This window comes from Planococcus massiliensis (assembly GCF_000821325.1).
Lineage (GTDB): Bacteria > Bacillota > Bacilli > Bacillales_A > Planococcaceae > Planococcus > Planococcus ruber.
The window spans coordinates 1745509-1771682 of the sequence record NZ_CCXS01000001.1; the positions used below are offsets into that span (position 1 = coordinate 1745509).

The 26174-nt window shown below is 46.2% G+C and carries 28 protein-coding genes; 19 read left to right on the plus strand and 9 right to left on the minus strand.

Going from position 1 to position 26174, the window contains the following annotated elements; genetic code table 11:
- The first annotated feature begins 37 nt into the window (after window positions 1-37).
- Both BN1080_RS08555 and BN1080_RS08560 read left to right on the plus strand, forming a co-directional pair.
- Window positions 38-568: a divergent PAP2 family protein gene (locus tag BN1080_RS08555; protein ID WP_052654499.1), complete on the plus strand. Its 531-nt coding sequence runs from the start codon at window positions 38-40 to the stop codon at window positions 566-568.
- A 274-nt stretch (window positions 569-842) separates the two neighbouring features.
- Window positions 843-1973, plus strand: a complete 1131-nt coding sequence (locus BN1080_RS08560) for an MHYT domain-containing protein (protein ID WP_052651652.1) — start codon at window positions 843-845, stop codon at window positions 1971-1973.
- A 54-nt stretch (window positions 1974-2027) separates the two neighbouring features.
- On the opposite strand, the gene BN1080_RS08565 is transcribed toward BN1080_RS08560, so the two are convergent.
- On the minus strand, window positions 2028-2594 hold the full coding sequence (locus tag BN1080_RS08565) for a TVP38/TMEM64 family protein (RefSeq protein ID WP_052651653.1): 567 nt from the start codon (window positions 2592-2594) through the stop codon (window positions 2028-2030).
- A 248-nt stretch (window positions 2595-2842) separates the two neighbouring features.
- On the opposite strand from BN1080_RS08565, the gene BN1080_RS08570 reads away from it, so the two are divergent.
- Together BN1080_RS08570 and BN1080_RS08575 are read left to right on the plus strand one after the other, a co-directional pair.
- Complete coding sequence (locus BN1080_RS08570) at window positions 2843-3544, plus strand: SGNH/GDSL hydrolase family protein (protein ID WP_052651654.1); 702 nt, start codon at window positions 2843-2845, stop codon at window positions 3542-3544.
- Window positions 3545-3785: 241 nt separating this feature from the next.
- Window positions 3786-5216: a carbon starvation CstA family protein gene (locus BN1080_RS08575; RefSeq protein WP_052651655.1), complete on the plus strand. Its 1431-nt coding sequence runs from the start codon at window positions 3786-3788 to the stop codon at window positions 5214-5216.
- A gap of 16 nt (window positions 5217-5232) precedes the next feature.
- On the opposite strand, the gene BN1080_RS08580 is transcribed toward BN1080_RS08575, so the two are convergent.
- Window positions 5233-5961 carry a Na-translocating system protein MpsC family protein gene (locus BN1080_RS08580; protein ID WP_052651656.1) on the minus strand — a complete coding sequence of 243 codons (729 nt, stop codon included), beginning with the start codon at window positions 5959-5961 and terminating at the stop codon, window positions 5233-5235.
- Window positions 5962-6011: 50 nt separating this feature from the next.
- Complete coding sequence (locus tag BN1080_RS08585; protein ID WP_052651657.1) at window positions 6012-6863, minus strand: NAD(P)H-hydrate dehydratase; 852 nt, start codon at window positions 6861-6863, stop codon at window positions 6012-6014.
- A 183-nt stretch (window positions 6864-7046) separates the two neighbouring features.
- Between BN1080_RS08585 and yfkAB the strand changes: the two genes are divergently transcribed.
- From yfkAB to BN1080_RS17205, 3 genes are all read left to right on the plus strand, one after another.
- On the plus strand, window positions 7047-8168 hold the full coding sequence (yfkAB, locus tag BN1080_RS08590) for a radical SAM/CxCxxxxC motif protein YfkAB (RefSeq protein ID WP_052651658.1): 1122 nt from the start codon (window positions 7047-7049) through the stop codon (window positions 8166-8168).
- Window positions 8169-8299: 131 nt separating this feature from the next.
- Window positions 8300-9226, plus strand: coding sequence for an MBL fold metallo-hydrolase (locus BN1080_RS08595; RefSeq protein WP_052651659.1), 927 nt, complete (start codon window positions 8300-8302; stop codon window positions 9224-9226).
- 67 nt (window positions 9227-9293) lie between these two features.
- Window positions 9294-9455, plus strand: coding sequence for a hypothetical protein (locus tag BN1080_RS17205; RefSeq protein WP_199876602.1), 162 nt, complete (start codon window positions 9294-9296; stop codon window positions 9453-9455).
- A gap of 32 nt (window positions 9456-9487) precedes the next feature.
- Here BN1080_RS17205 and ptsP read toward each other — a convergent pair whose 3' ends face one another.
- Together ptsP and BN1080_RS08605 are read right to left on the minus strand one after the other, a co-directional pair.
- Window positions 9488-11203, minus strand: a complete 1716-nt coding sequence (gene ptsP, locus BN1080_RS08600; RefSeq protein ID WP_052651660.1) for a phosphoenolpyruvate--protein phosphotransferase — start codon at window positions 11201-11203, stop codon at window positions 9488-9490.
- Window positions 11203-11469 carry a phosphocarrier protein HPr gene (locus BN1080_RS08605; RefSeq protein WP_052651661.1) on the minus strand — a complete coding sequence of 89 codons (267 nt, stop codon included), beginning with the start codon at window positions 11467-11469 and terminating at the stop codon, window positions 11203-11205. The genes ptsP and BN1080_RS08605 overlap by 1 nt, the downstream gene beginning before the upstream one ends.
- Window positions 11470-11646: 177 nt before the next feature.
- Between BN1080_RS08605 and BN1080_RS08610 the strand changes: the two genes are divergently transcribed.
- From BN1080_RS08610 to BN1080_RS08625, 4 genes are all read left to right on the plus strand, one after another.
- Window positions 11647-12399: a DeoR/GlpR family DNA-binding transcription regulator gene (locus tag BN1080_RS08610; protein ID WP_052651662.1), complete on the plus strand. Its 753-nt coding sequence runs from the start codon at window positions 11647-11649 to the stop codon at window positions 12397-12399.
- The gene (gene pfkB, locus BN1080_RS08615) at window positions 12396-13328 is read left to right on the plus strand and encodes a 1-phosphofructokinase (protein ID WP_052651663.1); all 933 of its coding nucleotides are present in this window, start codon (window positions 12396-12398) and stop codon (window positions 13326-13328) included. Before BN1080_RS08610 ends, pfkB begins: the two co-directional genes overlap by 4 nt.
- Window positions 13325-15244 carry a PTS fructose transporter subunit IIABC gene (locus BN1080_RS08620; RefSeq protein ID WP_052651664.1) on the plus strand — a complete coding sequence of 640 codons (1920 nt, stop codon included), beginning with the start codon at window positions 13325-13327 and terminating at the stop codon, window positions 15242-15244. Before pfkB ends, BN1080_RS08620 begins: the two co-directional genes overlap by 4 nt.
- Window positions 15245-15417: 173 nt before the next feature.
- On the plus strand, window positions 15418-16644 hold the full coding sequence (locus tag BN1080_RS08625) for an AI-2E family transporter (protein WP_052651665.1): 1227 nt from the start codon (window positions 15418-15420) through the stop codon (window positions 16642-16644).
- A gap of 24 nt (window positions 16645-16668) precedes the next feature.
- Here the strand turns inward: BN1080_RS08625 and BN1080_RS08630 are convergent, their stop codons facing one another.
- Window positions 16669-16875: a hypothetical protein gene (locus tag BN1080_RS08630; RefSeq protein ID WP_052651666.1), complete on the minus strand. Its 207-nt coding sequence runs from the start codon at window positions 16873-16875 to the stop codon at window positions 16669-16671.
- Window positions 16876-17007: 132 nt separating this feature from the next.
- Here BN1080_RS08630 and BN1080_RS08635 point away from each other — a divergent pair, with 132 nt between their 5' ends.
- The 8 genes from BN1080_RS08635 (at window position 17008) to BN1080_RS08670 (ending at window position 24103) form a co-directional block, all read left to right on the plus strand.
- Window positions 17008-17730 (plus strand): 3-ketoacyl-ACP reductase, encoded by a 723-nt coding sequence (locus BN1080_RS08635; RefSeq protein WP_052651667.1) that lies wholly within the window; start codon window positions 17008-17010, stop codon window positions 17728-17730.
- Between the two features lie 131 nt (window positions 17731-17861).
- On the plus strand, window positions 17862-18314 hold the full coding sequence (locus BN1080_RS08640; protein WP_052651668.1) for an SRPBCC family protein: 453 nt from the start codon (window positions 17862-17864) through the stop codon (window positions 18312-18314).
- A 170-nt stretch (window positions 18315-18484) separates the two neighbouring features.
- On the plus strand, window positions 18485-18997 hold the full coding sequence (locus BN1080_RS08645; RefSeq protein WP_052651669.1) for an AAA family ATPase: 513 nt from the start codon (window positions 18485-18487) through the stop codon (window positions 18995-18997).
- A 159-nt stretch (window positions 18998-19156) separates the two neighbouring features.
- Window positions 19157-19810: a YIP1 family protein gene (locus BN1080_RS08650; RefSeq protein WP_052651670.1), complete on the plus strand. Its 654-nt coding sequence runs from the start codon at window positions 19157-19159 to the stop codon at window positions 19808-19810.
- A 50-nt stretch (window positions 19811-19860) separates the two neighbouring features.
- On the plus strand, window positions 19861-20493 hold the full coding sequence (locus BN1080_RS08655) for a YIP1 family protein (RefSeq protein ID WP_052651671.1): 633 nt from the start codon (window positions 19861-19863) through the stop codon (window positions 20491-20493).
- A 166-nt stretch (window positions 20494-20659) separates the two neighbouring features.
- On the plus strand, window positions 20660-21481 hold the full coding sequence (locus tag BN1080_RS08660) for an MBL fold metallo-hydrolase (protein WP_052651672.1): 822 nt from the start codon (window positions 20660-20662) through the stop codon (window positions 21479-21481).
- The gene (locus tag BN1080_RS08665; RefSeq protein WP_052651673.1) at window positions 21478-21984 is read left to right on the plus strand and encodes a GNAT family N-acetyltransferase; all 507 of its coding nucleotides are present in this window, start codon (window positions 21478-21480) and stop codon (window positions 21982-21984) included. The genes BN1080_RS08660 and BN1080_RS08665 overlap by 4 nt, the downstream gene beginning before the upstream one ends.
- 112 nt (window positions 21985-22096) lie before the next feature.
- Window positions 22097-24103, plus strand: coding sequence for an ABC1 kinase family protein (locus BN1080_RS08670; protein WP_052651674.1), 2007 nt, complete (start codon window positions 22097-22099; stop codon window positions 24101-24103).
- Window positions 24104-24149: 46 nt separating this feature from the next.
- Here BN1080_RS08670 and BN1080_RS08675 read toward each other — a convergent pair whose 3' ends face one another.
- The 3 genes from BN1080_RS08675 to BN1080_RS08685 all read right to left on the minus strand — a co-directional run bounded on the left by BN1080_RS08675 (window position 24150) and on the right by BN1080_RS08685 (window position 26090).
- Complete coding sequence (locus BN1080_RS08675; protein WP_052651675.1) at window positions 24150-24338, minus strand: hypothetical protein; 189 nt, start codon at window positions 24336-24338, stop codon at window positions 24150-24152.
- Window positions 24339-24397: 59 nt separating this feature from the next.
- On the minus strand, window positions 24398-25285 hold the full coding sequence (locus tag BN1080_RS08680; RefSeq protein ID WP_052651676.1) for a hypothetical protein: 888 nt from the start codon (window positions 25283-25285) through the stop codon (window positions 24398-24400).
- Between the two features lie 415 nt (window positions 25286-25700).
- Window positions 25701-26090, minus strand: coding sequence for a VOC family protein (locus BN1080_RS08685; protein ID WP_052651677.1), 390 nt, complete (start codon window positions 26088-26090; stop codon window positions 25701-25703).
- Between the last annotated feature and the right edge of the window lie 84 nt (window positions 26091-26174).

Consider the following 26174-nt stretch of genomic DNA (forward strand, 5'->3'; position numbering starts at 1 on the left):
ACTTGGACTGGAGGCAGCGGCTATGGAAACCACAGGGATTGAAAATATGAACAGAGGCATCGTGACGGCATTATCAGCTATCGGCATTGCGCAAGGACTGAAAATTTTTACCCATAAGAAAGTGACGGGCAACTGGGATTGGAAGCAGGCCTTTACTACAGGAGGCATGCCCAGCTCCCATTCTGCCGGCGTTTCAGCTCTTGCTTCTTATGTGGCGGCAAATAAAGGCACGGGCCATACTGAAACGGCGCTGGCTGTTGTGTTCGGCACCATCGTTATGTACGATGCGCAGGGGATCCGGCGCCATACTGGGGAAATCGCCCAATTGGTCAATGACCTGGAAGACAGTTTCGTATCTCTGACAGGGGATTTCCCGAGTTTGAAGTTTGAAAAACGCGAACATGAATTAAAGGAGCTTCTTGGGCACCAGCCCATCGAAGTGCTCGGCGGCGCCTTATTCGGGGTCGTGCTCGGCTTGATATCGGCGAAAATTGAAAACGACGAAAGAGGCAAGCACCGAAGATCCCGCAGACGGTCTAACCACAATTTGCGGATAAACAGAAAATAAAACCAATTATATAGAAGAAAAAAGCGCTTCGATTTCCAGTCGAAGTGCTTTTTTGTATTGCGTTAGATTTTTTGTAAAAAATTTCTTTATTATTAAAAAAAATTCCATTTTATATGATAAGATAGTCCTTGCATAAGAAAACAAAAACAGGGTATTAAGGTTTACTTTTCAATGAACAGCTTATACATATATACCTTTTCTCTTTTGCTATGGACTACCCGTAGCGAAGGGAAAAGTAAGCCCCAACCGGTTACTATTCAGGAGGTCGAAAATATTGGAGAAGATCCCGCTCGCATTCAATTACCCGATTGTTATCATTTCCGTGGTCATTGCCATGTTTGCCTGCTCCACGTCTATTGAATTGCTCAAACGCTCTTTTATGAAGAACGCAAACAGCCATCTGTGGTTAATCTGCAGTGCTGTCATTATGGGTCTTGGGATTTGGTCCATGCATTTCACGGGGATGCTTGCTTATAAAATGGAGCTGGCCGTTTCCTATGATGGCTTGTTGACCATATCGTCCATTCTATTAGCCATCATTTCTTCGCTTTTATCCTTTTGGCTTTTGCGCTTTCGAAAGACTTCTCAACGGATGCTTGTCTTGATTTCGCTGTTTATGGCCATCGGAATCTGTTCCATGCATTTTGTCGGCATGCACGGAATGAATTTATCGGCGAACATGATGCATGATTATAGGCCGGTGGCACTCGCCGGAGTACTCGCATTCAGTATTTCCTATCTGTCGTTTCTTGCTTTTTCCCGTGTCAAGAATCGGCCCTATTCGTTGCTGCACCTGCCTGCAGCGCTTCTAATGGCTGCTGGAGTCAGCGCCACCCATTATACCGCGATGGCTTCTGTGACGTGGATTGCATCAGAAAGTGAAAATCATTCCATTCATTCAGCTGTTCCGAACTTCGTCTTAAATTCAGATTATATGCTGATGGGAATTGTGGTCGCGACCTTTATTTTTATTGCCATTATGCACAGCCTGCTGATGATGGATAAAAGAAAAACGGAAGAAAACATGAATTCCTTAGCGTTTCATGACAATTTAACGGGACTGGCAAATCGCCTTCAGCTGACGAATCACATTGATTTCGGAACGGGCTATTCTTCGCTGAGCTTATTAAATAGTTTGCCGATCGATATCGTGAAAATTGACCGTTCTTTTATCAACGAGATGCTGTTGAGCTGGAATGCTTCAGTCTTGGTTAAAACGATTATTGAAATGGGAGAGAATTTGAATTTTCGTTTGGTGGCTGAAGGCATTGAGGAAATAAACCAATTAAAGTTGCTCATTGACAAAGGCTGCCATTATGGGCAGGGTTATTTATTCAGCCCGCCGCTGGCTGTCGGAAAGTTCGAAGCTTGGCATCGGGCAAAGAGAACGGAAGAAGTGTCGTAAAAAAAGGCTGAACGCAAATGCGTTCAGCCTTTTTTTGCCCCTTATTTAGCCCGATTAAGAAAGTTTATTGTTTTGGGCATTCATATGGTGCTTGTTGTAGCGCTCAATGGCCGCAAATAAAATAGCGAGGATGATAAACATCAAGAGGCTGACATACCAGGGCATTTCCGTTATCGCTTGGCCAAATGCCGTGTAGAGGATTGCTGGCATAATGAGCCCAAGTGTTGAAAAATACATATACTCCCGCAAATTTTTAGTCATTTCCATCAAATAAAGCGACAGCAGATGAAAGTGAATGAAAGGCATGATGCGCAAAATCATCACTTGGCCGACCGACAGTGTCCGGTCTGGAAACATTTTGTCTTTAAGCTTCGACATTTTCTCCCGGAAGTTCGGGAATTTATTGACCAGTACATATGAAACGAAGCTCATGAGAGACAAACCGATAAATGAAAGGAGTGCACCTTCAAAAAAACCGAAAACTACGCCGCCGACAATGCATACGACAATGACAGGAAGGAATAAGATCGGCCTGATTAAATGCAGAGCCACAAATAGAATAGGGGCTAGCCACCCAAAGCTTTCGATGAACGTTTCCAGGGTTTGATCGAAATGATTCATAACGATTTCTCCTGTCTGTATAGATGATCCTATTGTTGAAGATAAGCTAAGCCGTATTTAAATGCAAGGGATTGAAACTAAAGCGACAGTCTGCCCATACCGCCGTATTTTGCCAAGCAGGAGAGCTTGATAAGAAAATCGCAAAAAATTGGCATGGAGAGAACCACCATTGAAAGGCGCTTTAATCGAAAATTATCCCATTTTATGTTAAAATAATGTTATCAACTTTGAAAGGGATGTGCTGCTTTTTGGCCAAAACAAACATGTCAAAGTCCCTTCTTAAAGGGGCAAGATCCACTCAAAATATCAAAGAAAAAATTGAAATAAAACATATCGTGATTTTAGGCGATTCCGTTGCCTACGGCTATGGCACAAGAGGCGGCATTGCCAAATACCTGAAAGAAACGTTCCACCATAGTACGGTAACAAATTTAGGGATCAATGGCTTAACGAGCAATGGATTGGTTGATCGGCTGCAAAACGGGCTATGGGACCGGGTTTTGGCGGATGCCGATATGGTGCTTCTGAATATCGGCGGCAATGATTTGCTCCGCGGATTTAAAGGGAGCGGTGCCAAAGGGCTGGTCAAACAGTTTGCAAACCTGAAGAAAAATTACCGCAAAAATCTCCTGGAGATTTACCGGCATTTGCGGAGCCTCAATGAACACCAATTGATTGTCCAAAACAACCTCTATAATTCCATGAAAAAAGAAGTGCAGTATTTCGGCTTCACCAATCTATTATTCCGCATGTGGAATTCGGCTATCGGCGAAGAAGGCATCATCATCTCGCGTACAGAGCCAATGGGGAAAAACCCTTCCATTTGGCTGGACGCAATCCACCCAAATGAAGAAGGCTATAAAATGATGCACGAGCTTCTCTTAAATACTTTGGCTTCAACCGGCATTTCCATTCCGGAAAGGGAAGCTGCTGCTGCGAAACAAATATGACGTAAAAGCTGCAATTTCGAGATGGCAGCTTTTAAGTCTTTTTTTCAAAAAAATAATATTGTGAAATATTGACTTAAGAAAATTCTAATAATATAATTAGAGGCATTCGTAATATTTTTCGCTTTATTCTACATATTGAATACGTAACCAATATATAAGGAGAGGAAATTGGTTAAAATTATGTTCAAATATCGCTATTTTATGAAAGCGTTTACTAAAAAAATAGGAAAAGAGGTTCCAGATGATTACATTCTTTGCTTCAATTATTATCCTCATCATCGCTTATTTTACATACGGTAAATTCATCGAAAAAATGTTTGCACCGGCAGAATCCCGGAAGACGCCAGCCTATGCTAATGGCGACGGAGTGGACTTTGTCCCGATGAACAAACATAAAAATGCGATGATTCAACTTCTGAATATCGCAGGTACGGGACCGATTTTCGGTCCGATTATGGGAGCATTATATGGACCTGTCGCTTTTCTTTGGATTGTCATCGGTTCCATTTTTGCTGGAGCTGTCCACGATTACTTGACAGGTATGATTTCCATCCGCAATAAAGGAGCGCATATTCCGGAACTGGCCGGCAAATTCCTTGGCACGGTTTCCAAACATATTGTGAATGTGTTCGCTTTATTGCTTCTTCTCTTGGTCGGTACCGTATTCGTTACAACACCAGCATCGCTATTATCCATTTTATTGGACGGAAAAGTGGCTGTAGGTGTACTAATCGGCGTTATCTTTTTGTATTATTTCTTGTCGACAATCTTGCCGATCGACAAAATCATCGGTCGCCTATACCCGTATTTCGGTGCAGTCTTGCTGATTGGGACATTGGGCGTCGGAATTGCTTTGGTCTTCTCGGACTACCAAATTCCTGAGCTGTCGATAGCAAATATGCACCCGGACAATTTGCCGATTTTCCCGATGCTGTTCTTTACGATTACGTGTGGGGCTTTATCCGGATTCCATGCGACCCAGTCGCCGATCATTTCTCGGACTGTCCAAAAAGAATCGCAGGGGCGCTACATCTTATACGGCATGATGATTGCGGAAGCGATTATCGCAATGATTTGGGCTGCAGCATCGATGAGCATGTTTGACGGCCAGACACTAAGTTCGATGATCAACTCAGGTACACCTTCAGCTGTCGTAAATGAAGTTTCAATGACACTGCTAGGGGCCATCGGAGGGACTATCGCGGTGCTTGGCGCTATTGTTTTGCCTATTACATCAGGGGATACAGCTTTCCGTGCGGCCAGATCCATTATTGCCGACTACATCAAAATGGATCAACAGAAAATAATGAAGCGGTTGATCATCGCAATTCCTTTATTTGCGGTATCGATCATGTTGACTCAAATTGACTTCAATCTCTTATGGCGCTATTTCTCCTGGGCAAACCAGGCGACTGCAGCCATCGCCTTATGGATTGGTACAATGTATCTGTATATTCAAGGCAAGAATTACTTGGTAGCGATGGCGCCTGCCATTTTTATCACATATATGGTATTCGTTTATATATTGAACCAAAAAATCGGCTTCAATCTCGATTTAAATATTTCGTTTATTGTCGGATTGATCTTGACGATAGTCATTGTGGCGATGTTCTTTGCAAAAGCAAGGAAAAACCGCATGGAAAATGTGGAAACGGCAGTCGCCGTCGACTGATGTCGAATGGCCGGACTCATTGGAGTCCGGCCATTTTTTCTTTATCGGTTTTAGCTGGAGCCTCAAAAATAAAAACCATATAGCCTAAATCCTCTTCAAAATTCCAATCCACATAGATTTCATGAATTTTCCTACCGATAATTGCCTCTAAGCGGGGCTCATCCAGCATGTTTCGTTCGATTGGCCGTTTCGCCATTTTTAATTCTTCAATAACCCCGATACGGATCAGCTCTTTCTCGAGTTGGATTAAGATGCCTGAGCGTTCCACTAAAACCATACGGTCATTCAGCCAGACAAGATTCGTGTTTTCCGGAGATTTTTGGGCTATCGCGCTGGCTTTGTTGATTTCGTCTTCGAAAGCTGCATAGTCGATCTCTTTTGGCCACGGCATTTCTTTCTTTTCTTCATCGGGTCTGATAACGCCGATGACCAAACCCGTTTCATTCTGTAGATTCCAGTCTGCATAAATATGTTGAATTTCGATGCCGGCTATTTTCCATAACTCCAATACGATGTCAGGACGCAATTCATTCAACAATAAATCCCGGATTTCCATAATGCGTTTTGTTTCATTTTGTTTTAACAGTACTTTTTCCATTGGCCCTAAAAAACCGCGAAGGTGAACGGCTAAATAAGGGCCATTTCGAGCGACGAAGACGGAAGTGGGGCCTTTGCCGAAGTTGGCACGCAGCAACGTGGAGAAATAGCTGCCGATCATGGATTCGATCGTTCTTTCTTTCGCCATATGGATCCCTCCTGGAACATGAAGATCTTACTAATTTGTTTTTTAAAAAATCAGCTTTCAAAGCTCTTCCAAACTTCCGGAAGCAGGCCAGAGAGCTCATGAGCCAATAATGTGTGGGGAGATTTTTTGGTTGTCCATTGGTCTGCGCATGCACCATGCAAGTAAACGGCATTCAATACGGCATGCTTCCAGTTTTCGTGGCAGCAAAGCATGCCGAGCATCATGCCGGTCAGTGTATCGCCGGTGCCGCCTTTGGCGAGTGCGGAATTTCCGGTCGGATTCACCCAAGTTTCGCCGTCCGGAAAGGCAATTACGGTATCCAGCCCTTTTAAGACGATCGCGGCATCCAGTTCTTTTGCCAGTTGCTTGGCATACTCCGATTTTTCCGAAGCGAATTGTTCTACCGGGATGCCGCTGATTCTGGAAAATTCCCCGGGATGCGGTGTCAAGATGGTAGGGCCGTTTCTTTTTGGATAAGAGCGTTTAGATAAAGCCCCGGCATCGAGTACGAGCGGAACTTCGGACTGGAATAGCTGCGCCAAGTTTTGTTCCATTTGCTCATTCGGAATTTTTCCTGGGCCGATGGCAATCGCTTTGTATGCCGCTAAATTAAAATCAGGGGAAGTGAACTTTTCTTCGATCTTTCGGATATAAGTGGCTTCCGGCAGTGAAGGGAGGATCATCGGAATCACGTCAGGTTCTGCTGCAATTTCGAGTTTTCCTAACCCGCTTCTCATGGCCCCTAGGCCGGCAAGAAGGGCAGCACCTGGCATATCGCGGGTTCCGGCAATCAGCAAACCCGTCCCGAAGCTTCCTTTATGGCCGGCAGCCGTGCGGACGGGCAGCGTGGATTTCACTTTTTCTTTGTCCCATTTCGGAATAACTTCTAAAGGATCTGGCACTATCAGTCAACCGCCTTTCATGTTTTAGAAATCTAGATGCTAGAATATACCCGGAAACGTCCATTGGTTAACAGCCGAAATGATTTTAGAACAGTATTAAAAAACTGACTTTTCAAATGCCCTTGCACCGCTATTGGAACAAGCCCATAATAAAAAGCGGAATAAAAGTAAGGAGACTTTCATATGAATACTGTACTGAAGCTGAAAGAAATAACGCCGCAATATGATCCATGGGAAGCATATATGGATATTGAACAGCACGGCAGATTGACCCTATCGAGCATTGAGTTTACCACCACGTACCTTTGCAATATGCGCTGTGAGCATTGTGCAGTCGGCTATATGCTTCAGCATAAAGACCCGGATGCCTTGCCGATTGATTTATTGATCGCCCGCTTAGAGGAGATTCCGCACCTTCGGACCATCAGCATCACAGGCGGAGAACCGATGTTTTCCAAAAAGTCCGTCGAGCAGATCGTGTTGCCATTGATGAAATATGCGCACGAACGCGGCATCCGTACCCAGATGAACTCGAACCTGACGATGCCGCTTGAACGGTATATGCTGATTGCGCCGTATTTGGATGTATTGCACATCTCTCATAACTGGGGAACGATTGACGATTTTGTGGACGGCGGATTTGCCAATATGGAACGCCAGCCGCCGCGTGAACGTCGAGCAGCACAATTCAAGCGCATGATCGACAATAGCCGGGCTTTAGCTGAAGCGGGCGTGATGGTCTCTGCTGAAACGATGCTCAATAAACGTACATTGCCGCATCTTGCCAAAATCCATAAACAAGTGATCGAAGAAATGAAATGTGCAAGGCACGAAGTACACCCGATGTACCCTAGCGATTTTGCGAGCCAGCTCGAAGTGCTGCCGCTCGATGAAACGCGAAAAGCGATCCATCAATTGCTTGATGAACGCAATGAAGACGTTTGGATGCTCTTTGGAACGCTTCCGTTTTATCCGTGCAGTATGGACGATGAAGATATTCAGCTGCTGAACCGGATTCGCAGCAGCAAAAACGTCACGGTCCGGAATGACCCGGATGGCCGGTCCCGTTTGAATGTCAACGTCTTTACAGGAGAAGTGATCGTTACAGATTTTGGCGACACGCCGCCGATGGGCAATATCCAAACCGACTCGCTGCCTGAGATGCTGGACCGCTGGCTCGAACGTCCATTGGCTAAGACGATCGCCTGCCATTGTCCGGCTGTCAAATGCCTGGGGCCGAACCTGCTCGTGAAAGACGCTTACTACGCCGACCAAGATTTTACGAAAAATAAAGCAAGAATTTAAATACGATTTGAAAGCAAGGGGACTTATAGAGTCTTCTTGCTTTTTTATTTGCCCCTTATTCGTTGGTCTTGTTTCAAAAATTTGTTAAAATGGGTGAATATTCAATCTAGTTTAAGAGAGGGGAAAATACGATGCCGCAGCAATTGGATGACCGAATTTTTATCATTGATGACCATGATTTAAAAGTGGAAGAACGGACAGGCACCTATGTGTTAACCGAAGAAGAGCTGACCTTGATTGACACATGCGCGAGCCCTTCTGTTCCATATATTAAAAAAGGGCTTCACGAGCTCGGGCTTTCACTGGAAAGGGTGAAATACATAATTGTCACCCATATCCATTTAGACCATGCCGGGGGAGCGGGCTTATTGCTTGAGGAATGCCCGAACGCAAAAGTAGTGGTCCATCCTAAGGGAGCGCGCCATTTGGCGGACCCCAGCCGGTTGATCGCTGGAGCGAAAGAAGTCTACGGAGAAAAATTCGAACAATTATTCGATCCGATTATAGCCATTCCGGAAGAGCGGCTGCTTGTAAAAACAGAAGGGGACCAGCTCGATATCGGTGCGGGATGCCGATTGGAATTCTGGGATACACCAGGCCATGCAAAACATCATTTTTCCATCATCCATCCACCGAGCAACGGCGTTTTTGCAGGGGATACAGTCGGCATCCGCTACGAACAACTGGCAAAAGACGGCATCGACTTTTACTTGCCGTCGACTTCACCGAATCAATTTGATCCCGTCGCTATGCAATCAGCAATCGAACGCTTTCGGGATGCCCAGTTTGATGCGATTTACTACGGCCATTACAGCAAATCTTCCTTTTCGGAAGAAGCGCTGGCTCAAGTGGAAAATTGGCTTGGGATTTTTGTAGAAGAGGCAAAATCTGTTTGGTCAGCAGGAGGAGGCGCTGCCGATTTAGCCGCTCGGTTAATGAACCGGGTTCGAGTCCATTTGGATGCATTATGCGTTCCGGAAAACCATCGGGTATATGAAATTATCCAATTGGATCTTGAAGTCAGTGCGATGGGGTTGATCGACACACTCAGCAAATAAGGGATTGCGTTGCCTGATTTCGGGTAAACAGCCAATAAGACGACAAATTTACCGGAGGAGTGAGACGATGGCTGATAAAAAAAGGGAAGAAGAGAAAGACCAGGAAGAATTCACTGAAATGCCGAATGCAGACCTTCCGGATTTTGAACCCGAACAAGACAAAGAAGAACAGCTGAAGCAGTTCAAAAAAACTGCCAATACCGGGAAAGAAGAATCCGAAAAAGAATAAAACCAGTGGGGTTGAATCCCCACTGGTTTTTATTATGAAACAATCGATTTTACGTAAGCTTCAACTTCATCAGAAGTGCCAAGCGCTAAAATGCGTTCGGTATGGCTCGCCATTTCCGCTTTAGATAATTTGCTGATTTGCGCACGTGCTTTTAAGATCGATGAAGCGCTCATTGAGAATTCATCGAGTCCGAGGCCGAGCAGGATTGGGATGGCAATTTCATCGCCTGCCATTTCTCCGCACATGCCGGTCCATTTTCCTTCCCGGTGCGACGCATCAATGACCATTTTCACCAGCCGCAAGATCGCCGGATTGAAAGGTTGATACAAATATGATACTTGTTCATTCATCCGGTCTGCAGCCATCGTGTATTGGATCAAGTCATTGGTGCCGATCGAGAAGAAGTCCACTTCTTTCGCAAACGCATCGGCCATAACGGCCGTGGATGGAATTTCCACCATGATGCCCACTTCGATGCTGTCGCTCACTTCGATGCCTTCTTCAAGCAATTTCGCTTTTTCTTCCAGCAGCAATGCCTTCGCTTCGCGGAACTCTTCCAACGTCGCAATCATCGGGAACATGATCTTCAAGTTGCCGTGGACACTTGCGCGAAGCAAAGCGCGAAGCTGGGTCCGGAACATGTCCGGCATTTCCAGGCATAAACGGATCGCTCTGAGGCCAAGGAAAGGGTTGAGTTCTTTTGGCAAATCCAGGTATGAAAGCTCTTTATCGCCGCCGATATCCAATGTGCGGACCACGGTCGGTTTGCCTTCCATTGCTTTTAATACAGCTGCATACGCTTCGTACTGCTGCTCTTCTGTCGGGAATTCATCGCGCCCCATATAAAGGAACTCGGTCCGGTAAAGGCCGATCGCTTCGCCGCCGTTTTCAAGAACCCCGGTTGTATCTTTAGGCGTTCCGATGTTGGCGCCGATTTCAACGGCTTGGCCGTCTGCGGTTACCGTGGCTTCATTTTTCAATTTTGCCCATTCGGCTTTTTGTTCTTCGTATTGGGCTTTTTTCGTTTGATATTCGGCAATCGTTGCTTCGTCCGGATCGATCAGGACTTGGCCATCCAAGCCATCGACAATAACCGAAACGCCGTTTTGAATCGTCGCCATCAGGGATTTCGCACCGACGACAGCGGGAATTTCAAGTGTTCTCGCAAGAATCGCTGAATGCGACGTACGTCCGCCGATTTCTGTCACAAAGCCTTGCACAAATTGCGGATTGAGTTGAACCGTATCAGAAGGCGTCAAATCCTCCGCAATGATGATCACTTCTTCCGAAATCATGCTTGGATTCTGGATGGAAACGCCGAGAAGGTGGGCAAGAACACGCTTCGTCACATCACGGATATCCGCAGCCCGTTCCTTCATGTATTCGTTGTCCATCGCTTCGAACATGGCAACGAAACCATCCGCTGTCTCTTTTAAAGCCGACTCGGCATTTTGCTTGTCATTTGTAATTTTTTCTTTGACCGGTCCAATCAATTCGGGATCGCTGAGTACGAGCAAGTGCGCACCAAAAATTGCAGCTTCTTTGTCGCTGATCTGCTCGCGCGTCCGTTGTTGGATCACTTCAAGTTCGGCTACGGATTTTGCTAAAGCGGCGTCCAGCCGGGAAATTTCTTTTTCCGTATCTTCGACTGTCGTTTTTTCAACATCCAGCTTTGGGTTTTCCAATCTGAATGCTTTCGCAAAAGCGATTCCGTTTGAAGCCGCAATTCCAGAGAGGGAAGTGATCATTAATCAGCAAGCCCTTCGGATTTCATCACATTTGTAATTTGTTCGATGGCTTCGTTTTCATCTTCGCCATCAGCTGCGATTGTAACGGTTGAACCTGAAGAAACGCCTAAAGACATAACGCCTAAGATCGATTTCAAGTTCACTTTCTTGCCTTTATGCTCCAACGTAATGTCCGATTTGAATTTAGCCAATGAGCCGACTAAGGCTGATGCCGGACGTGCGTGGATCCCTGCTTCATCTGTAATTGTGAATTGTTTTTCTACCATGTAAAATTCCTCCTAATGAAATGTGATTGAATTTGCTTGTATCAAAGTCATTCATGAACGATTTTGAAAGAAAAACTAAGTTCGTGAATGTTTTTGACTGCTTATGAATGATTATGATTGATTTTGGAAGGGGTTTCAAGTATTATCTACTTAACCTTAAATAAAGAAGGTGCAAACATGCTGACGAATGAACGCCACGAATACATTTTAGGTTTGCTCGACCAAAAACAGACCATCAAAATTCAGGAAATTGTAGATGATACCGGAGCTTCCGAATCAACCATCCGCCGAGATTTGACGGAACTCGAAAACCGCCAGCTTTTAGTGCGGGTATTCGGCGGCGCCGTTTTGCCTGGCCGCAACCTTTCTGAACCGAGCATCTCCGATAAGTCGACACGGAATCTTGAAGAAAAGATCAAACTTGCAAAATATGCGGCATCATTCGTCCAAGAAGGCGACAGCGTCTTCCTGGATGCCGGCACGACAACGTTCCAAATGATTCCTTTTCTAAAAGACAAAGATGTGGTCGTTGTCACCAACGGCTTAACCTTGGTGGATGCCTTGAATGAACATGGCATTACGACGTATCTGACGGGAGGGTTGATGAAATCCCGTACAGGTGCCATGGTCGGCTCCCAGACCATTCAATCCTTGATGAATTACCGATTTGACCTTTGTTTTCTGGGCGTCAACGGGTTTCATCCCGACTACGGCTATACGACGCCGGATCCCGAAGAAGCGGCCGTCAAAAGGCTTGCCAGTACCTACGCGCGAAAAACCTTCGTCCTTGCAGACCATACGAAAGCGAATCAAGTCAGTTTCGCCAAAATTATGGACCTGGACGGCGCTGATCTCATTGTAAATGAAATCGATCGGCACATGATGGAACAGCTGGAAAAAAAGACGACAGTAAAGGTGGAGAAACAATGATTTATACATGCACGATTACGCCGTCTGTTGACTACACCACGTATTTACCCTCTTTTGAAAACGGAAAACTGAACCGCACATCAGAGGTATTCTATTATCCCGGAGGCAAAGGCATCAATGTCTCACGCGTCTTAAAGCGACTGGGAGCCCGCAATAAGGCACTCGGGTTCATAGGTGGATTTACAGGCAATTATATAGAAGATTTCCTTCTGCGTGAAGGTGTTGAGACAGATTTTATTGAAACGGCTGAAATCACCCGCATAAATGTCAAGATAAAAGCGGCGGAAGAAACGGAATTGAATGGACCCGGACCCGCGCTTCGTGCAGAGGATTTGGCCCAATTGACTGAAAAAATAAACAATATGGAAAAAGGGGATTGGCTGGTTCTTGCGGGAAGCCTTCCTGTGATGATCCCTCTTTCTTATTTCAGCGGAATTGCTGAACGCTGCAGCGAACGGCAGATCCGGTTTGTTTTGGATACATCGGGTCCTGCTTTAAAAGAGCTGGTGAAATTTTCGCCTTTTCTGATAAAGCCAAACATCCATGAGTTGGGCGAACTGTTCGATGCGGCCATTTCCACGAAAGCGGAAGCTTTCCATTATGCTAAGAAATTGGTAGCGGGCGGAGTGGAGAATGTCATTGTTTCACTGGGCGGCGACGGAGCCTTATGGATTAATGAAACATCGGCATTTGAAGCGAAAGCGCCGATCGGCAAAGTCGTCAATACAGTCGGATCAGGGGACTCGCTCGTTTCGGGCTTTATCGCCTCGTACTGCGAAACGGAAGACCCGCTTGAAGCGTTTAAATACGGAGTGGCCAGCGGGAGCGCTACCGCTTTCCGATCCGATTTGTGCCGAAAAGAAGATGTGGAAGAATTAGTGGGGGAAGTTCACGTGAAAGAAATCAAACATGGGGATGTGATCGTATGAGAATTACACAATTATTGACTGAAGAAACCATTATTTTGGATCTCAAAGCCGGCTCGAAACAAGAAGTGCTTTCGGAGCTGATCGGCCAGTTGGACCGAGCCGGAAAATTAGCCGATCCGAATCTTTTCCAATCCGATATTCAAGCGCGCGAAGATCAAAGTACGACCGGGATCGGCGACGGCATTGCGATTCCGCATGCGAAATCGAAAGCGGTGAAGTCGCCGGCAATCGCCTTTGGGCGCTCGCTGGATGGCTTGGATTACGAGTCGCTTGACGGGCAGCCCGCGCATTTATTCTTCATGATCGCTGCGACAGAAGGCGCAAATGACGATCATTTGGAAGCGCTGTCTCGCCTTGCCACATTTCTGATGGACAGCAAGTTCCGGGATCGAATGCTTGCGGCAACGACAAAGCAAGAAGTGCTTCAAGCCGTAACAGACAAGGAGTCGGAAGTGGACGGGACAGGTACTGAAGCTGCGGATGCAGGCAGTACACCCCAAGCTTCAGGCAAGAAAATCCTCGCGGTCACAGCGTGTCCGACCGGCATAGCCCACACGTATATGGCGGCTGAGAAATTGAATGAACGGGCGAAAGAGCGCGGCATCCAATTGAAAGTGGAAACGAACGGCTCAAGCGGCGTCAAGAACCGGTTGACGGATGCGGAAATTGCAGAAGCGGACGCCATCATTGTTGCGGCCGACACGAAAGTGGAAATGGCCCGTTTTGCCGGAAAGCCGGTGATCCAGACGAAAGTCGGAAAAGCAATTTACGAAACGGACGATCTGCTCGACCGTGCAATTGGCGGAGATGCACCGGAATACAAGCACGACCGGACAAAAGAAGACGCAAACGACGGCGATTCTAAAGGCGGCTTTTACAAGCATTTGATGAACGGTGTTTCGAATATGCTGCCATTTGTGGTCGGCGGCGGGATCTTGATCGCCATATCTTTCTTCTGGGGCATTAATGCATCGGACCCAGCAAGCCCGGATTACAATGAATTTGCGGCCATGCTGAATACGATCGGCGGCGGCAATGCATTCTTCCTGATGGTGCCGGTGCTTGCCGGATTTATTGCGATGAGCATCGCCGAGCGGCCTGGATTTGCGCCGGGGATGATCGGCGGTTTGATTGCCATTACCGTCACGGGTGTTGAAGAAGCAAGCGGCGGTTCCGGATTCCTTGGCGGTTTGATCGCCGGCTTCCTGGCGGGTTATGTAACGCTTCTTGTGAAAAAAGCGTTTTCGGTGTTGCCGGATGCGCTTGAAGGCCTAAAGCCGGTCTTGTTCTTCCCGGTGTTCAGCATCGCCATTACCGGTATCATCATGATGCTTGTGAACCCGCAGCTGACAAAAGTCTATACGGCGATTTCGTCGTTCCTCGAGAGCCTCGGCGGAACAAACTTAGTGCTGGTCGGCTTGCTGCTTGGCGGCATGATGGCGATCGATATGGGCGGCCCTGTCAATAAAGCGGCCTATACATTCGGCATTGCCATGCTCGATGCACAGAATTTCAATTTCATGGCGACGGTCATGGCGGCCGGCATGGTGCCGCCGCTTGGCATGGCGATTGCTACGACGCTTTTCAAAAATAAATTCACGAAGCCGGAACGGGAAGCCGGGAAAACAGCTTACGTTCTCGGTGCTTGCTTTATCACAGAAGGCGTTATTCCTTTTGCGGCAGCTGACCCGGCCCGCGTCATTCCGGCATGTGTGGCGGGAGCGGCGACTACGGGTGCGCTCGTGATGCTGTTCGATATCGGATTGCGGGCACCGCACGGCGGCATATTCGTCATGGGGCTGGTTGACGGCGGCATTACGAAAGTATTGTTCTACGCACTCGCCATTATCGGAGGCGCAGTCATTACTGCAATCGTTGCAGGGCTATTGAAGAAAAAAGTGGCGGCAGCCGTTTAATCAAAAACCGGGTGGATCTCAACAGATCCATCCGGTTTTTTGTGCAGGGGAAGAAAAATAGTTAAGCGCTTAACTATTTTTCAACCGGGTATTTTATTGCTATAGAAGCTTTTGGCTCCCCCCTATACATAGAGGCATCAAGCGGTCCTCAAATTCGCTAAGGGGGCTTCATCATGGAAGAGCATAACGATAAGCAAATGCTGAAACTCGCGGCCAGCTGGTTTATGAAATGGGTATTGAACAATAAAGCGGTGTCCATTTTGTTCATCCTGCTGCTCGTGCTCCTGATTCTATTCCTGTTGCCGAAAGTCAGCTTTGTGTTTCGGCCATTCACAGCCTTTTTTGACGTCATGGGGCTGCCGATCATCATGGCAGGCGTGCTGTATTATTTGTTGAATCCTTTGATCGACTGGATGGAAACGAAAAAGATCCACCGTGCGGGCGGCATCGCACTTGTCTTTCTCATTATCGCCGGATTACTGGCATGGGGGATTGCTACGCTGATTCCGATTCTACGCGAACAGACGCTAAGCCTGATTGACAATTGGCAGGACTATTTGAACCGCTTCATCTCCCAAGTGAATGGCGTTTTTCAAAGCGACGTCTTGTCCGAGCTTCAAAAGCAGCTGACGGGAGACGAAGACGGCTTCACCGGTTCCATCAGCGGACAGACGGAGGATGTTGTGGATACGACAGTCACGGGAATCGGCAGCGTGGTCGGTGTTTTGTCCACGACGGTTCTTGCGGTGATTACGACGCCGTTCATCTTGTTTTATTTGCTGAAAGACGGCCACCATTTGCCTTACTATTTGATGCCGTTCGTGCCATCCAAAATGCGGGTGAAATCGTATGAATTGCTGCGGGAAATGAATCTCCAAATCAGCCAGTATATCCGAGGCCAGCTCATTGTCGCTTTTTTCGTCGGCTTGATGTTCTGGATCGGCTTCAGCCTGATCGGCCTGGAATACGCATTGATCCTCGGCATCATGGCGGGGGCATTGAACCTGATTCCTTTCCTTGGCTCGTTCATCGCTTTTATTCCCGTCGTCGTTATCGCGATCGTGCTTCATCCGCCGTTTATGCTCGTGAAAATCGCGGCTGTGTTTTTTGTCGAACAAACTTTGGAAGGCCGGGTCATCCAGCCGCTCATCCTTGGCAATAACTTGAACATTCATCCGATCACGATCATTGCGGTGTTATTGACTGCGGGAAATCTGTTCGGGATTCCGGGCGTCATTCTTGGCATTCCTGCCTATGCGGTCATCAAAGTGGTCTTCATTCATTTGTTCCTGTGGTATAAAGCGTACACCGGCCTTTACGACGATGATTTTAATCCGGCACCGCCGCCGGTCTATTCCAAGAAGAAACAGAAGCGGACATTGAAAATTAAACGCCAATAAAAAAATGAAGTCATCGACATGACTTCATTTTTTGGATTTGGTTGAAGTTGGCGGCGTTTCTTTGCTGTCTTTTTCCCGTTTCCACAGATAGAAGGAAAAAGCGAAGAAGAAAAGTGCGGTATTAAAGAAAAAGACCAAGTCGTTCAAAGCACCGTCGAGGAACACGATATTCACCATGGTCAAAAGGTGCATGATGCCGAGCGTTAAAAGTAAAACGGTTGAAGTTTTCATAGAGCCATCCTTATGTGTCTGTCTTTCTTCTATTGTACTTAAAAGCGGGAAGGGAAGGAATCTAGAATTTTTGCGTTTTAAAGGCAATTCATTCAAACTGAACGTATGAATAATTGAAAAGGTGGAGAGCATATGGCACAATCATTGGCAGGAAAAACGGCATTTATTACAGGTGCGGGCAAAGGGATTGGGCGAGCAGCTGCCTTGGCGCTGGCGAAAGAAGGCGTCCATCTCGGTTTGATTGCACGTACGGAAAGCGATCTGCAAAAAGTGGCGGCAGAAGCGAAAAAAGAAGGCATCCAAGCGGATTATGCTGTGGCGGATGTTTCTTCGCTGGAAGAAGTGGAAACGGCGATTTCGAAATTGACGGAGGCGTTAGGTTCGGCAGACATCCTCATCAACAATGCAGGAATCGGCAAATTCGGCACGGTTCTGGAAACGCCGCCGGAAGACTGGAAGCAAGTCATCCATGTAAATTTGATGGGCATGTTCTATGTGACGCGCACGGTGCTTCCGCAGCTGGTAGAGAAAAACGGAGGAGACGTCATCAATATTTCTTCGATGTCCGGACTGAAAGGCGATCCGGGGTCGAGTGCTTACAGTGCTTCGAAATTCGGGGTGCTCGGCTTTACCCAATCTTTATCCCAGGAAGTGCGCAAACATAACATCCGCGTTTTCGCTTTGACGCCGAGCCGGGTCATTACAGAATTCGCCGGATCGACGGAAACGCCGGAAAACAGCGAAGAAAAATTCATGCAGCCGGAAGACATTGCAGAATATATCGTAGCGCAGCTGAAACTGCATCCGCGTATTTTCATTCCAACCTCCAGTCAATGGGCGACGAACCCGTTTTAAGAGGCGGCGGATAGTATTTCAGCTGGAACCGACAGTAAATCGCCGGCTTTGGACATTATTTCGAGCCTGACGGACAGTATTTAGACGCGCCAGGCTAGTAAATCTTTAATTTGGGAAAAGGAGCTATCATCGTGGCAAAGTGGAAAAAAGAAATCCTCATCGATGCACCTATTGAACAGGTCTGGCAATTATTCATGGACCGGAACGTCAAAAGAATCATGCCGAAAGTGGAAGAGCATCTGTTGCTGGAAAAAGAAGACGATACGCTAGGCGCCAAACATTCGCAAAGCTATTATGCGGGCAGCCAGCTCGAAAGCTATCTCGTCGAAACGATTGCATTCGATGACACGCCTGAGCGCAAGCATAAAGCGGTAAAATTTGAAATGAGCGGCATGTTTGAAGTGGAGTACCGGTATACGCTCGAAAAAGTGAATGATAACCAGACGAAATTCATATACGAAGGATCAAATAAAGGCACCAATATGACCGGCAAAGCCATGCTGCTAGCCGGGTCAAAGCGAAAACGGGAGGAGACCGTCCAAGCCTTTATGGACCGGGTCCAACAGGAATCAATGAAAGCTTGAAAAAAGTGTGGCTGTACGAAATATGCTGCAAAAGAACCATCAGCCTAAGCGTAATTTTCTTAGGCTCATGTATTTTTTTGCCCATTTTCAGCAAACCCGCTTTTTCCCTAAAGCGCTTCGGTATAATAAATGAAAGCGAAGGCCAAGTCTGCATGAAGGCGTGAAAATTATTGAAAATCTACATAACAGGTTCGGTAGGCAGCGGAAAAACAACATTGGCAAAACATTTGGCGACTGAACTGGGTCTGCACCATTTCGAGACGGATAATTTTGTCTGGAAACGTGCACCGGGCGGAGATATTCGGAACTCAGTAGAGCAAAGGAATGCTCATTTAGCCGAAGCATTGATGTGGCCGGAATGGATCGTTGAAGGGGTCCACATGGATTGGACGGACGCCGCGATCGATCAGGCAGATTGGATAATTTTTTTGGATATCCCATTAAAAGAGCGGAAGAGACGCATTATCAAACGCTTCTTAAAACAAATAGCGGGAGCAGAGAGCGCAAATTATAAACCGACATTCAAGATGCTCCAGAAGATGTTTACATGGAATCGCTACTTTGAAGAGAAGATGAAGCCCGTATTCGTAAAGAAATTTCATGCTTGTCCTGATAAGGCCGTTATTGCTACATCATCGGAAGAAGCTTTAAGGATTTTATCCGAAAAAATAAAGTGCAACTGATGGTTTTTCAGAAATACATGTAGAATATTACATAAGGTTTATAAATAAAACCCAAAAAAGCGCAATCAAGAACTTCAAAAGCAAAAGATTTCTATTTTATTTGAAACCGATATGGCTATATTACGTATAAAGATTATAGAGAATAGAGGGGGAAGTCTTATGAATGAACAGCACGAAACGACTTACAACAGCAAACTCAATCCATTTTTATCCGTGTGGTTAAACACGCGGAACACGGTGCGTTATGTCATTGAAGAAAAATCGATGGTCTATGTTTTTCTGCTCATTTTGCTTGCAGGAATCACCAGTACGTTTGTCAGCCTGTACCAAGGAACAGATGATATCGGGATTCCTATCGGGATATTAATCGTTGGGAGTGCGATTATTTCGCCGATTGCTGTCGCGATTGGAATCGCCATTATGTCCGGCATCTATTTGCTCGTCGGGAAACTGTTTAAAGGAACAGGGACTTACATCGAATTGTTCAAAGCGGTTGCCACTTCCATGATTCCGCAAATCTGGCTGCTGCCACTGTTCCTCATTTTGATGATTGTTTCACCTGATTTATTTTTCGCGGGCAGCGAATCAGCTTCTAATGGCGCAATTTTCTTTATGGCCATTTTCGCCGTGATTTTAGCGATTGTGACGATTTGGGGCATTGTGATCCAAAGCAAGGCAATTGGGGAAGCGCATCGTTTTTCAAGCTGGAAAGGATTTTTCACCTTGCTCATTCCATTGCTCATCATTGGAATAATTGTAGTCGCATTTATGGTTATTGTTTTTATGATTCTTATCGGCACCGCTTCAATCTAAGAGACTTCGGTCTCTTTTTTTATGAAATGAATACGGAAGGAGTGCAGGGAATGGATAAACTTGAGAAAGAGCGGCAACTCAATCCATTTACAGCCATCTGGCTGCATACTCGCGAGGCGATTCGCTGGGTCCTGGCGACTAAAGCATGGCCTTATTTTTTCTTTTTGCTTTATTTGGCAGGCATTAGCGCCGGATTTATCAGCCTGTCTCAATCCGCCATGCTTGAATTGCCATTGGGGGCAGCACTGTTATTTGCTTTTGTCATTGCTCCAGTTCTGCTTTTAATCGCATCCGCTTTTATGTCTGTTCTATACTTATGGTTCGGGAAAATAATGAAAGGTTCAGCTGCTTATAAAGACGTTTTTAAAGCGGTGATTGCCGGATTGATTCCGCAGATTTGGCTGCTTCCGCTCATATTGTTTTTCTGGATCATTGCCCCCGAAATTTTCCTGTCGCTAACGCCGAAGGAGGATCCGTTTCATGTCTTTTTGTACGCAGCCTATTTTGTGATTTTGATGGCTACGAGCCTTTGGAGCATCGTAATCCAAAGCAAAGGGCTAGCAGAAGCCCACCGGATGGCGACGTGGAAAGGATTTTTGACTTTGCTTGTACCGAGCGCCGTAATGTGGATCATTATGACTTACGTAATTATTCTGCTCGTTTTTGCGTTAGCCGGTTTTTAACGGAGACTTCGGTCTCTCTTTTTTTGCAGAAATTAATCAATTGTAGATTTCTACATAAGGAAAATAATATAAAAAACAAAAACGCAACAAAAAAAGGGCTTCAAGAAGATGACAGAAAATAAAGCGATGCGTATGATTAAGGAAATGCATTTCAAGGGGGAATACGATGTTAAGCAGCTACGTTAAAGAAGGGGTCTTGTGTGCAGAAGGGACTATAGAGAAATACGGAAGAAAAGTATTTGTCTATTTAGTTGATGGTATGCTGATTGATTCAGGCCCTGAAATACTTTTAACCGAACTCGAGCCTTTTTTCGAAGAACATCATTTTGATCAAGCGGTTTTTACCCATAACCATGAAGACCATACGGGGAATGCCGCCTTTCTTGCAGCAAACTTTCGCGTGCCGCTCTTGATGCATGAAAAAGGCATCCCGCTTTGCTTGGCAGACGGAAAGTACCCATTATACCGCCAAATGATCTGGGGACAGCGAAAAGCGTTCGAAGCAGCCCCGATTCCAGAAGTGATTCATTCCAACAATCTGGAATGGAAAGTCATCTACACGCCCGGGCACGCCTACGATCACGTGTCTTTGGTTAATGAAGAAACGGGGCGGCTCTTCAGCGGCGATTTGTATGTGTCTCCCCACACAAAAGTGACCATGGCCACTGAATCGGTCAAACAGATAATGGACTCACTCGAGATTTTATTATCTTATCGCTTCACGCACCTTTACTGCAGCCATGCGGGCTATTTTCCAAACGGCAAAGAAGTTCTCCAGCAAAAGCTGGAGAAACTCCGTGAGATGAGCGAAAAAATTATCATGCTGGATGCGGAAGGGCTGTCCGTGAATGAAATCAATGAAGCCCTGTTTCCGGGAAACTATCCGATCGTTCAATACTCTGAAAGGGAATGGGACACGCTCCATACCATCCGCTCCGTCCTCGACGAGTTAAAACCGCTAGCGCCAAAGGGACACCTCAGCGTATGAAGGCTTTAGCGGAATCAGAGCGTTTAGGCCTTGTGGTGATGAATGAACAGCATATTGAAGGAGCTATGCAATTTTGGGGCGATCCCGAAGTGATGGCCGCGTCTGGCGGAGCCACCGACCGAGAAACGCTGCCGCTTGTGATCAATGCTTACCGGAAGTGCTTTGAGACGACCGGGCTTACGGTGTTTGGGGTCATAGAAAGGCATTCCGGGCAGCTGGTCGGAGCATGCGGGTTTAATCCAGGGGAAGATGAGGAGAAGATCGAATTGATCTATCATTTTGCCGTTGCTTTTTGGGGAAAAGGCTATGCTACGGAAGCTGGGGCACTTGCGTTAAATCTCGCTCGGCAAAAAGCCGGAATTGCCACCGTTTATGCTTCAGCCGATCCCGCTAATGAAAGTTCCAAGCGAGTGCTCGAAAAACTCGGATTTCATTTCATCGATCACCGCTGGTTTGACGATACGCAGCAAGAAGAGCCTTATTATGAATTGCCGATTGAGTGAACGGACCCTTCTTGGTGAAGGGTTTTTTTGTTTCGCCCTAAATTTTGCTATACTGAAACTGACAAAATGTTAAAACAAATCAGCTATTTTGGAACGGGAAGGAAGAGTTGCCTTGGTTTATGTAATCCTGCTCGCAGAAATCCTGTTAATTACCGTCTTCATTTATTTCGTCAGCGGCCGTTTAATGGGAGCCAAAGTGAATTTCACGAAACGCGTTCTGTCAGTCACGATCGGTGTGGCGCTTACCACTTTTGTCTACTGGTATTCCTATTTGCGCTATACCGATTTCCTGAACGAAAGCGTCGTGGAAAACGCCGCCAATGTCAGCACCATCATCTGGATCGGCAGTATTTTACTGATTTCGATGCTTCTGTATTTGCTTTTTGAATTATTCGATCCCATCGAATTGGGATCTAGAGGCGAACGGATCACCGGACGCAAGTTTTTCCTGAAACGCATCCAGCATCGTTGGAGACGGCAGAAACGCTTGAGCCAGGTCGTGGAAATTGCCGTTCGCAACGGCATATCACGGGCCTTGAAATACGCAAGACACCGGGAAAATGACCGGGAGCTCGCGATTGCCTTCCGGGATACGCTGGAACAAAGCGGGGGAATCTTCATCAAATTCGGCCAGGTGCTTTCTACACGGACCGAACTTTTCCCGCCGGTGTTCGTTGAAGAGCTCGGAACGCTCCAGCAAAACGTCAAACCGCTCACAACGCTGCAAGTCCAGACGATTCTTCAAAACTCGTTAGGCCATAAAATGGAGGATGTTTTCTCGACTTTTGACATGGAGCCGCTTGCTGCTGCGTCGATCGGGCAAGTCCATAAAGCGGTTTTAAAGAAAAACCACCAGCCGGTTGTCGTGAAACTGCTGCGGCCGGACATTAAGCGCATTATGCGGGACGACTTGAACATCCTGGTGGAATTCGCCGAATGGGTCACAAGCAAATCCAAATGGGCGGAAAATCTCGGGTTTAAAGAGCTCGCCATTGGATTTGCAGCCGGATTGCGCGAAGAAGTCAATTTTGATATCGAAGCCCGCAATACGGTGCAAATTTCAAACGCCTTAAAAAATAGCCCTTATCAAGTGAAAATTCCGCACATCTACACCGAATACAGCAACAGCCAACTCATCGTCATGGAACAGGTCATGGGCAAAAACCTAGCGCAAGGGCAGGAACTTTTCGATCGGTTTGACACCGATTCAAAAGAATTTGCCCGGACCATCCTTTTTTCCTTCTTTGAACAGATGCTGTTTTCCGGCATTTTTCACGCAGATCCGCATCCCGGCAATATTTTCATTGACGAACGGGACGGATCGCCGATCTTGCTTGATTTCGGGGCAGTAGGGCGCTTAGCGTCTTCTCAGCAGGAAGGGCTGAACCTTTTCATCTTAGGCGTGCAGCAAGGGGATTCCAGTGTGATTTACGATGCGATCACCTTGCTCGTTGAAGACAACCAGCACATCGACCGCCACCGGTTCGAACAAGCCATCGGGCAATTGCTGCTGCGCATTTCGTATGTGGACCGGATTCCGACAACTGAACTCATTCATTCGCTATTTGATGTCGTCAGAGATTTCGGTTTGTCGTTTTATCCGTCAGTCGGCATCGCGCTGCGGTCGTTGATCACGCTCGATGGCACGCTCCATTTAATCGATCCGACTTTTGATATGTTCACGGAAGCGAAGACGTTTGCGAAGAATTACAAAACGTCGTTCCTGAAAAAGCCGTTTACGGAACCGAAAGCGACGAAGGAGAAAGTCGAAAGCGAAATGGCTGTATTAATTCCGGAACTTTTGAAGCTGCCAAAACGCGTGGACCGTTTAGTGGAACGGATTGAAAGCGGCAAAATTATCCTGCATCACGATGTCTTTTCCGATAAGCAAAACGCCAATTTCGTCGTTCAATTGTTTTCGCGGTTCGTGCTCTTGATGACCGGAATCACATTCGGACTGGTGTCGGCGGCGCTGCTCGCCATTGCCCAGTTCATTGAGACGGCTTATGCGGTTTATTTGAATACGGCAGCCTACACAGGCTTGTTCCTATGCGTCATTTTGCTGGTGCGGTTATCTGTGCAGGCCATCCGCGACATGAAACGCAGCAATAGCAGCTAATCCATAAAAACGCCCCTAAACCGGATCAGGTCTAGGGGCGTTTCGTTTAATTGGATTTCCGTTCAGCAATTCGTTTCACTAACGCATCGGATTTGGTGACGTGAACCGGTTGGATGAGATTGCCTTTAATGCTTGGTTTTTCAGCGGCCCGGCTGCGTGACCGAATGGATGTCAGCCGTTTTTCGGCACGTTCTTTTACTGTTTTCTGTTTCAATGGAGTATTCGCGCTTACCATAGTACATCACTCCTTTTTTTCATCATAAGGCATCAAGGCCATAAGGTCAAAAGAATCGGTCAGGCATTTGCATCCATTGTCGCAACAGCAATCAGCAACTCATAATATTCCTGGTTTCTCGTGACTGTATGGTGCAATGTTTCAAAAAGATACTGGTCGAATAAATCAAACAGGCTCGTATAGCTGCTAATGACAGTGATGAATTCTCTTTCAGCATTTTGGTACGCATAGACGAAATAGCTTTTCTTCATCACATTATCCGGATCCGCTTTATTGCTGATGATCGAAGCATTTGCTTCTCTGGAAGCGGCAATCAGCTCGTTCAATTCAGCAGGAGGGTTATGCGTGTAGACGGTGAAGGAAAAATTGGTATTCAAAGGCGATTTCTTGTAGCCTGCTTGAATTTCTTCCAGAAAATAAGCCAATACATCAGCAAATTGGGCAGATTCAGCGTCCAACAGCGCAATTGTGCGGTCAGTTGCTTCTGAACTCGATAAATAAGCCATTAACTTCGCTTTCGGGGCACTGACTTCAATCGTTTCAATGACCGTCTGAGCAGCTGCATCAACTTCAATTTCTAAATTGAAGAATTTAAACCGGGTAAGCCGCCTAAAAGCTAATGGAACGACCAAAAAGAGCAGCATCCAGACCAGCAGCATAAAAAGCCCTTTAAAAACGATCTGGTTGAAATCAGAGGCAAGAATCGGTTTAATTAAGACATCGAGCCAAGAAGTTCCAGCGATTAAGTCAGAAGAGCTCGTACCAGTTGTTGTCAGCATCAGCAACGAAGCCGGATCGTCCCGGAAAGTAACGATAGCCAATGCGATGGCTGCAACAGCCATCCATAACAAAATGGCCAAGATGCCGATGGTATAAAGATAAGGAATCAGGAAGTTAATCCATTGGAAGAAAGTTCGTTTCTCGTTGGCAGGTGTCACTGAATACATCACTCAATTCGTATAAGATAGAAAAGGAATACTTAATCCATCATAGCATAATTGCAGGTAATCGAGAGAGCGCATCAAAGAGGAGAGCAAGAATATCAACTGCAAAAACAAAAAAACATTTAGTTTACATAATATAAATTATCGGAAGTAACGTTTCACTTAATAAGTATACTTAAGACAGTGAGACAAAATCGTTTTTTTACGTGATTTTTGCAGTTTCAGCATTTTACTTTAAAATTCGTTTTGCACATTTTAATGGTCAATCAAATTCCATTTATCATTTGCAAATGAATCATTAAACAATTCCGTTTAAAAATATTTTAATAAAATCCTCAAGCATTCAGTTTGTTAATCGGAATCGGCTGACCGGCTGACCATGCGCTTGAGGATTTATTTCGTTCTTCAGCATAACTTGCTACATGATCAGTAAATTCCGCCGGTGCCCATCCAAATCGCAGAATCCGGCTCCATACATGCCGTTTCGTTCTCCAGGCTCGGCAAAAACCTTTCCACCTGCATTTTTTGCTTTTTCGGTCATTTCACGGACTTCCCGCTGTGAATTCATGGATATGGACAATAAAACTTCGCTTCCTTGCTGCGGATCTGCTATGGGGCTTCCTGTAAATGATTGGAATGTCGCTTCCGGAAACAGCATAACCATCACTTGGTGGTCGCCAACCACTAATCCCGCCATATCCTCACTATCAGCAAACCGCTCATTCAGCTTAAATCCAAGCATTTTAAAGAATTCACGCGGCTTTTTTAAGTCTTTTACCGGCAGATTGATCCAAAATTCATGTGCCATTTTGACCGCTCCTTTTTCCAATTTTCATCAACTGCTTTTTCGCGCTTTTTTTCATTTTCCGAGTCTAACCCCCGTAAAAACGGA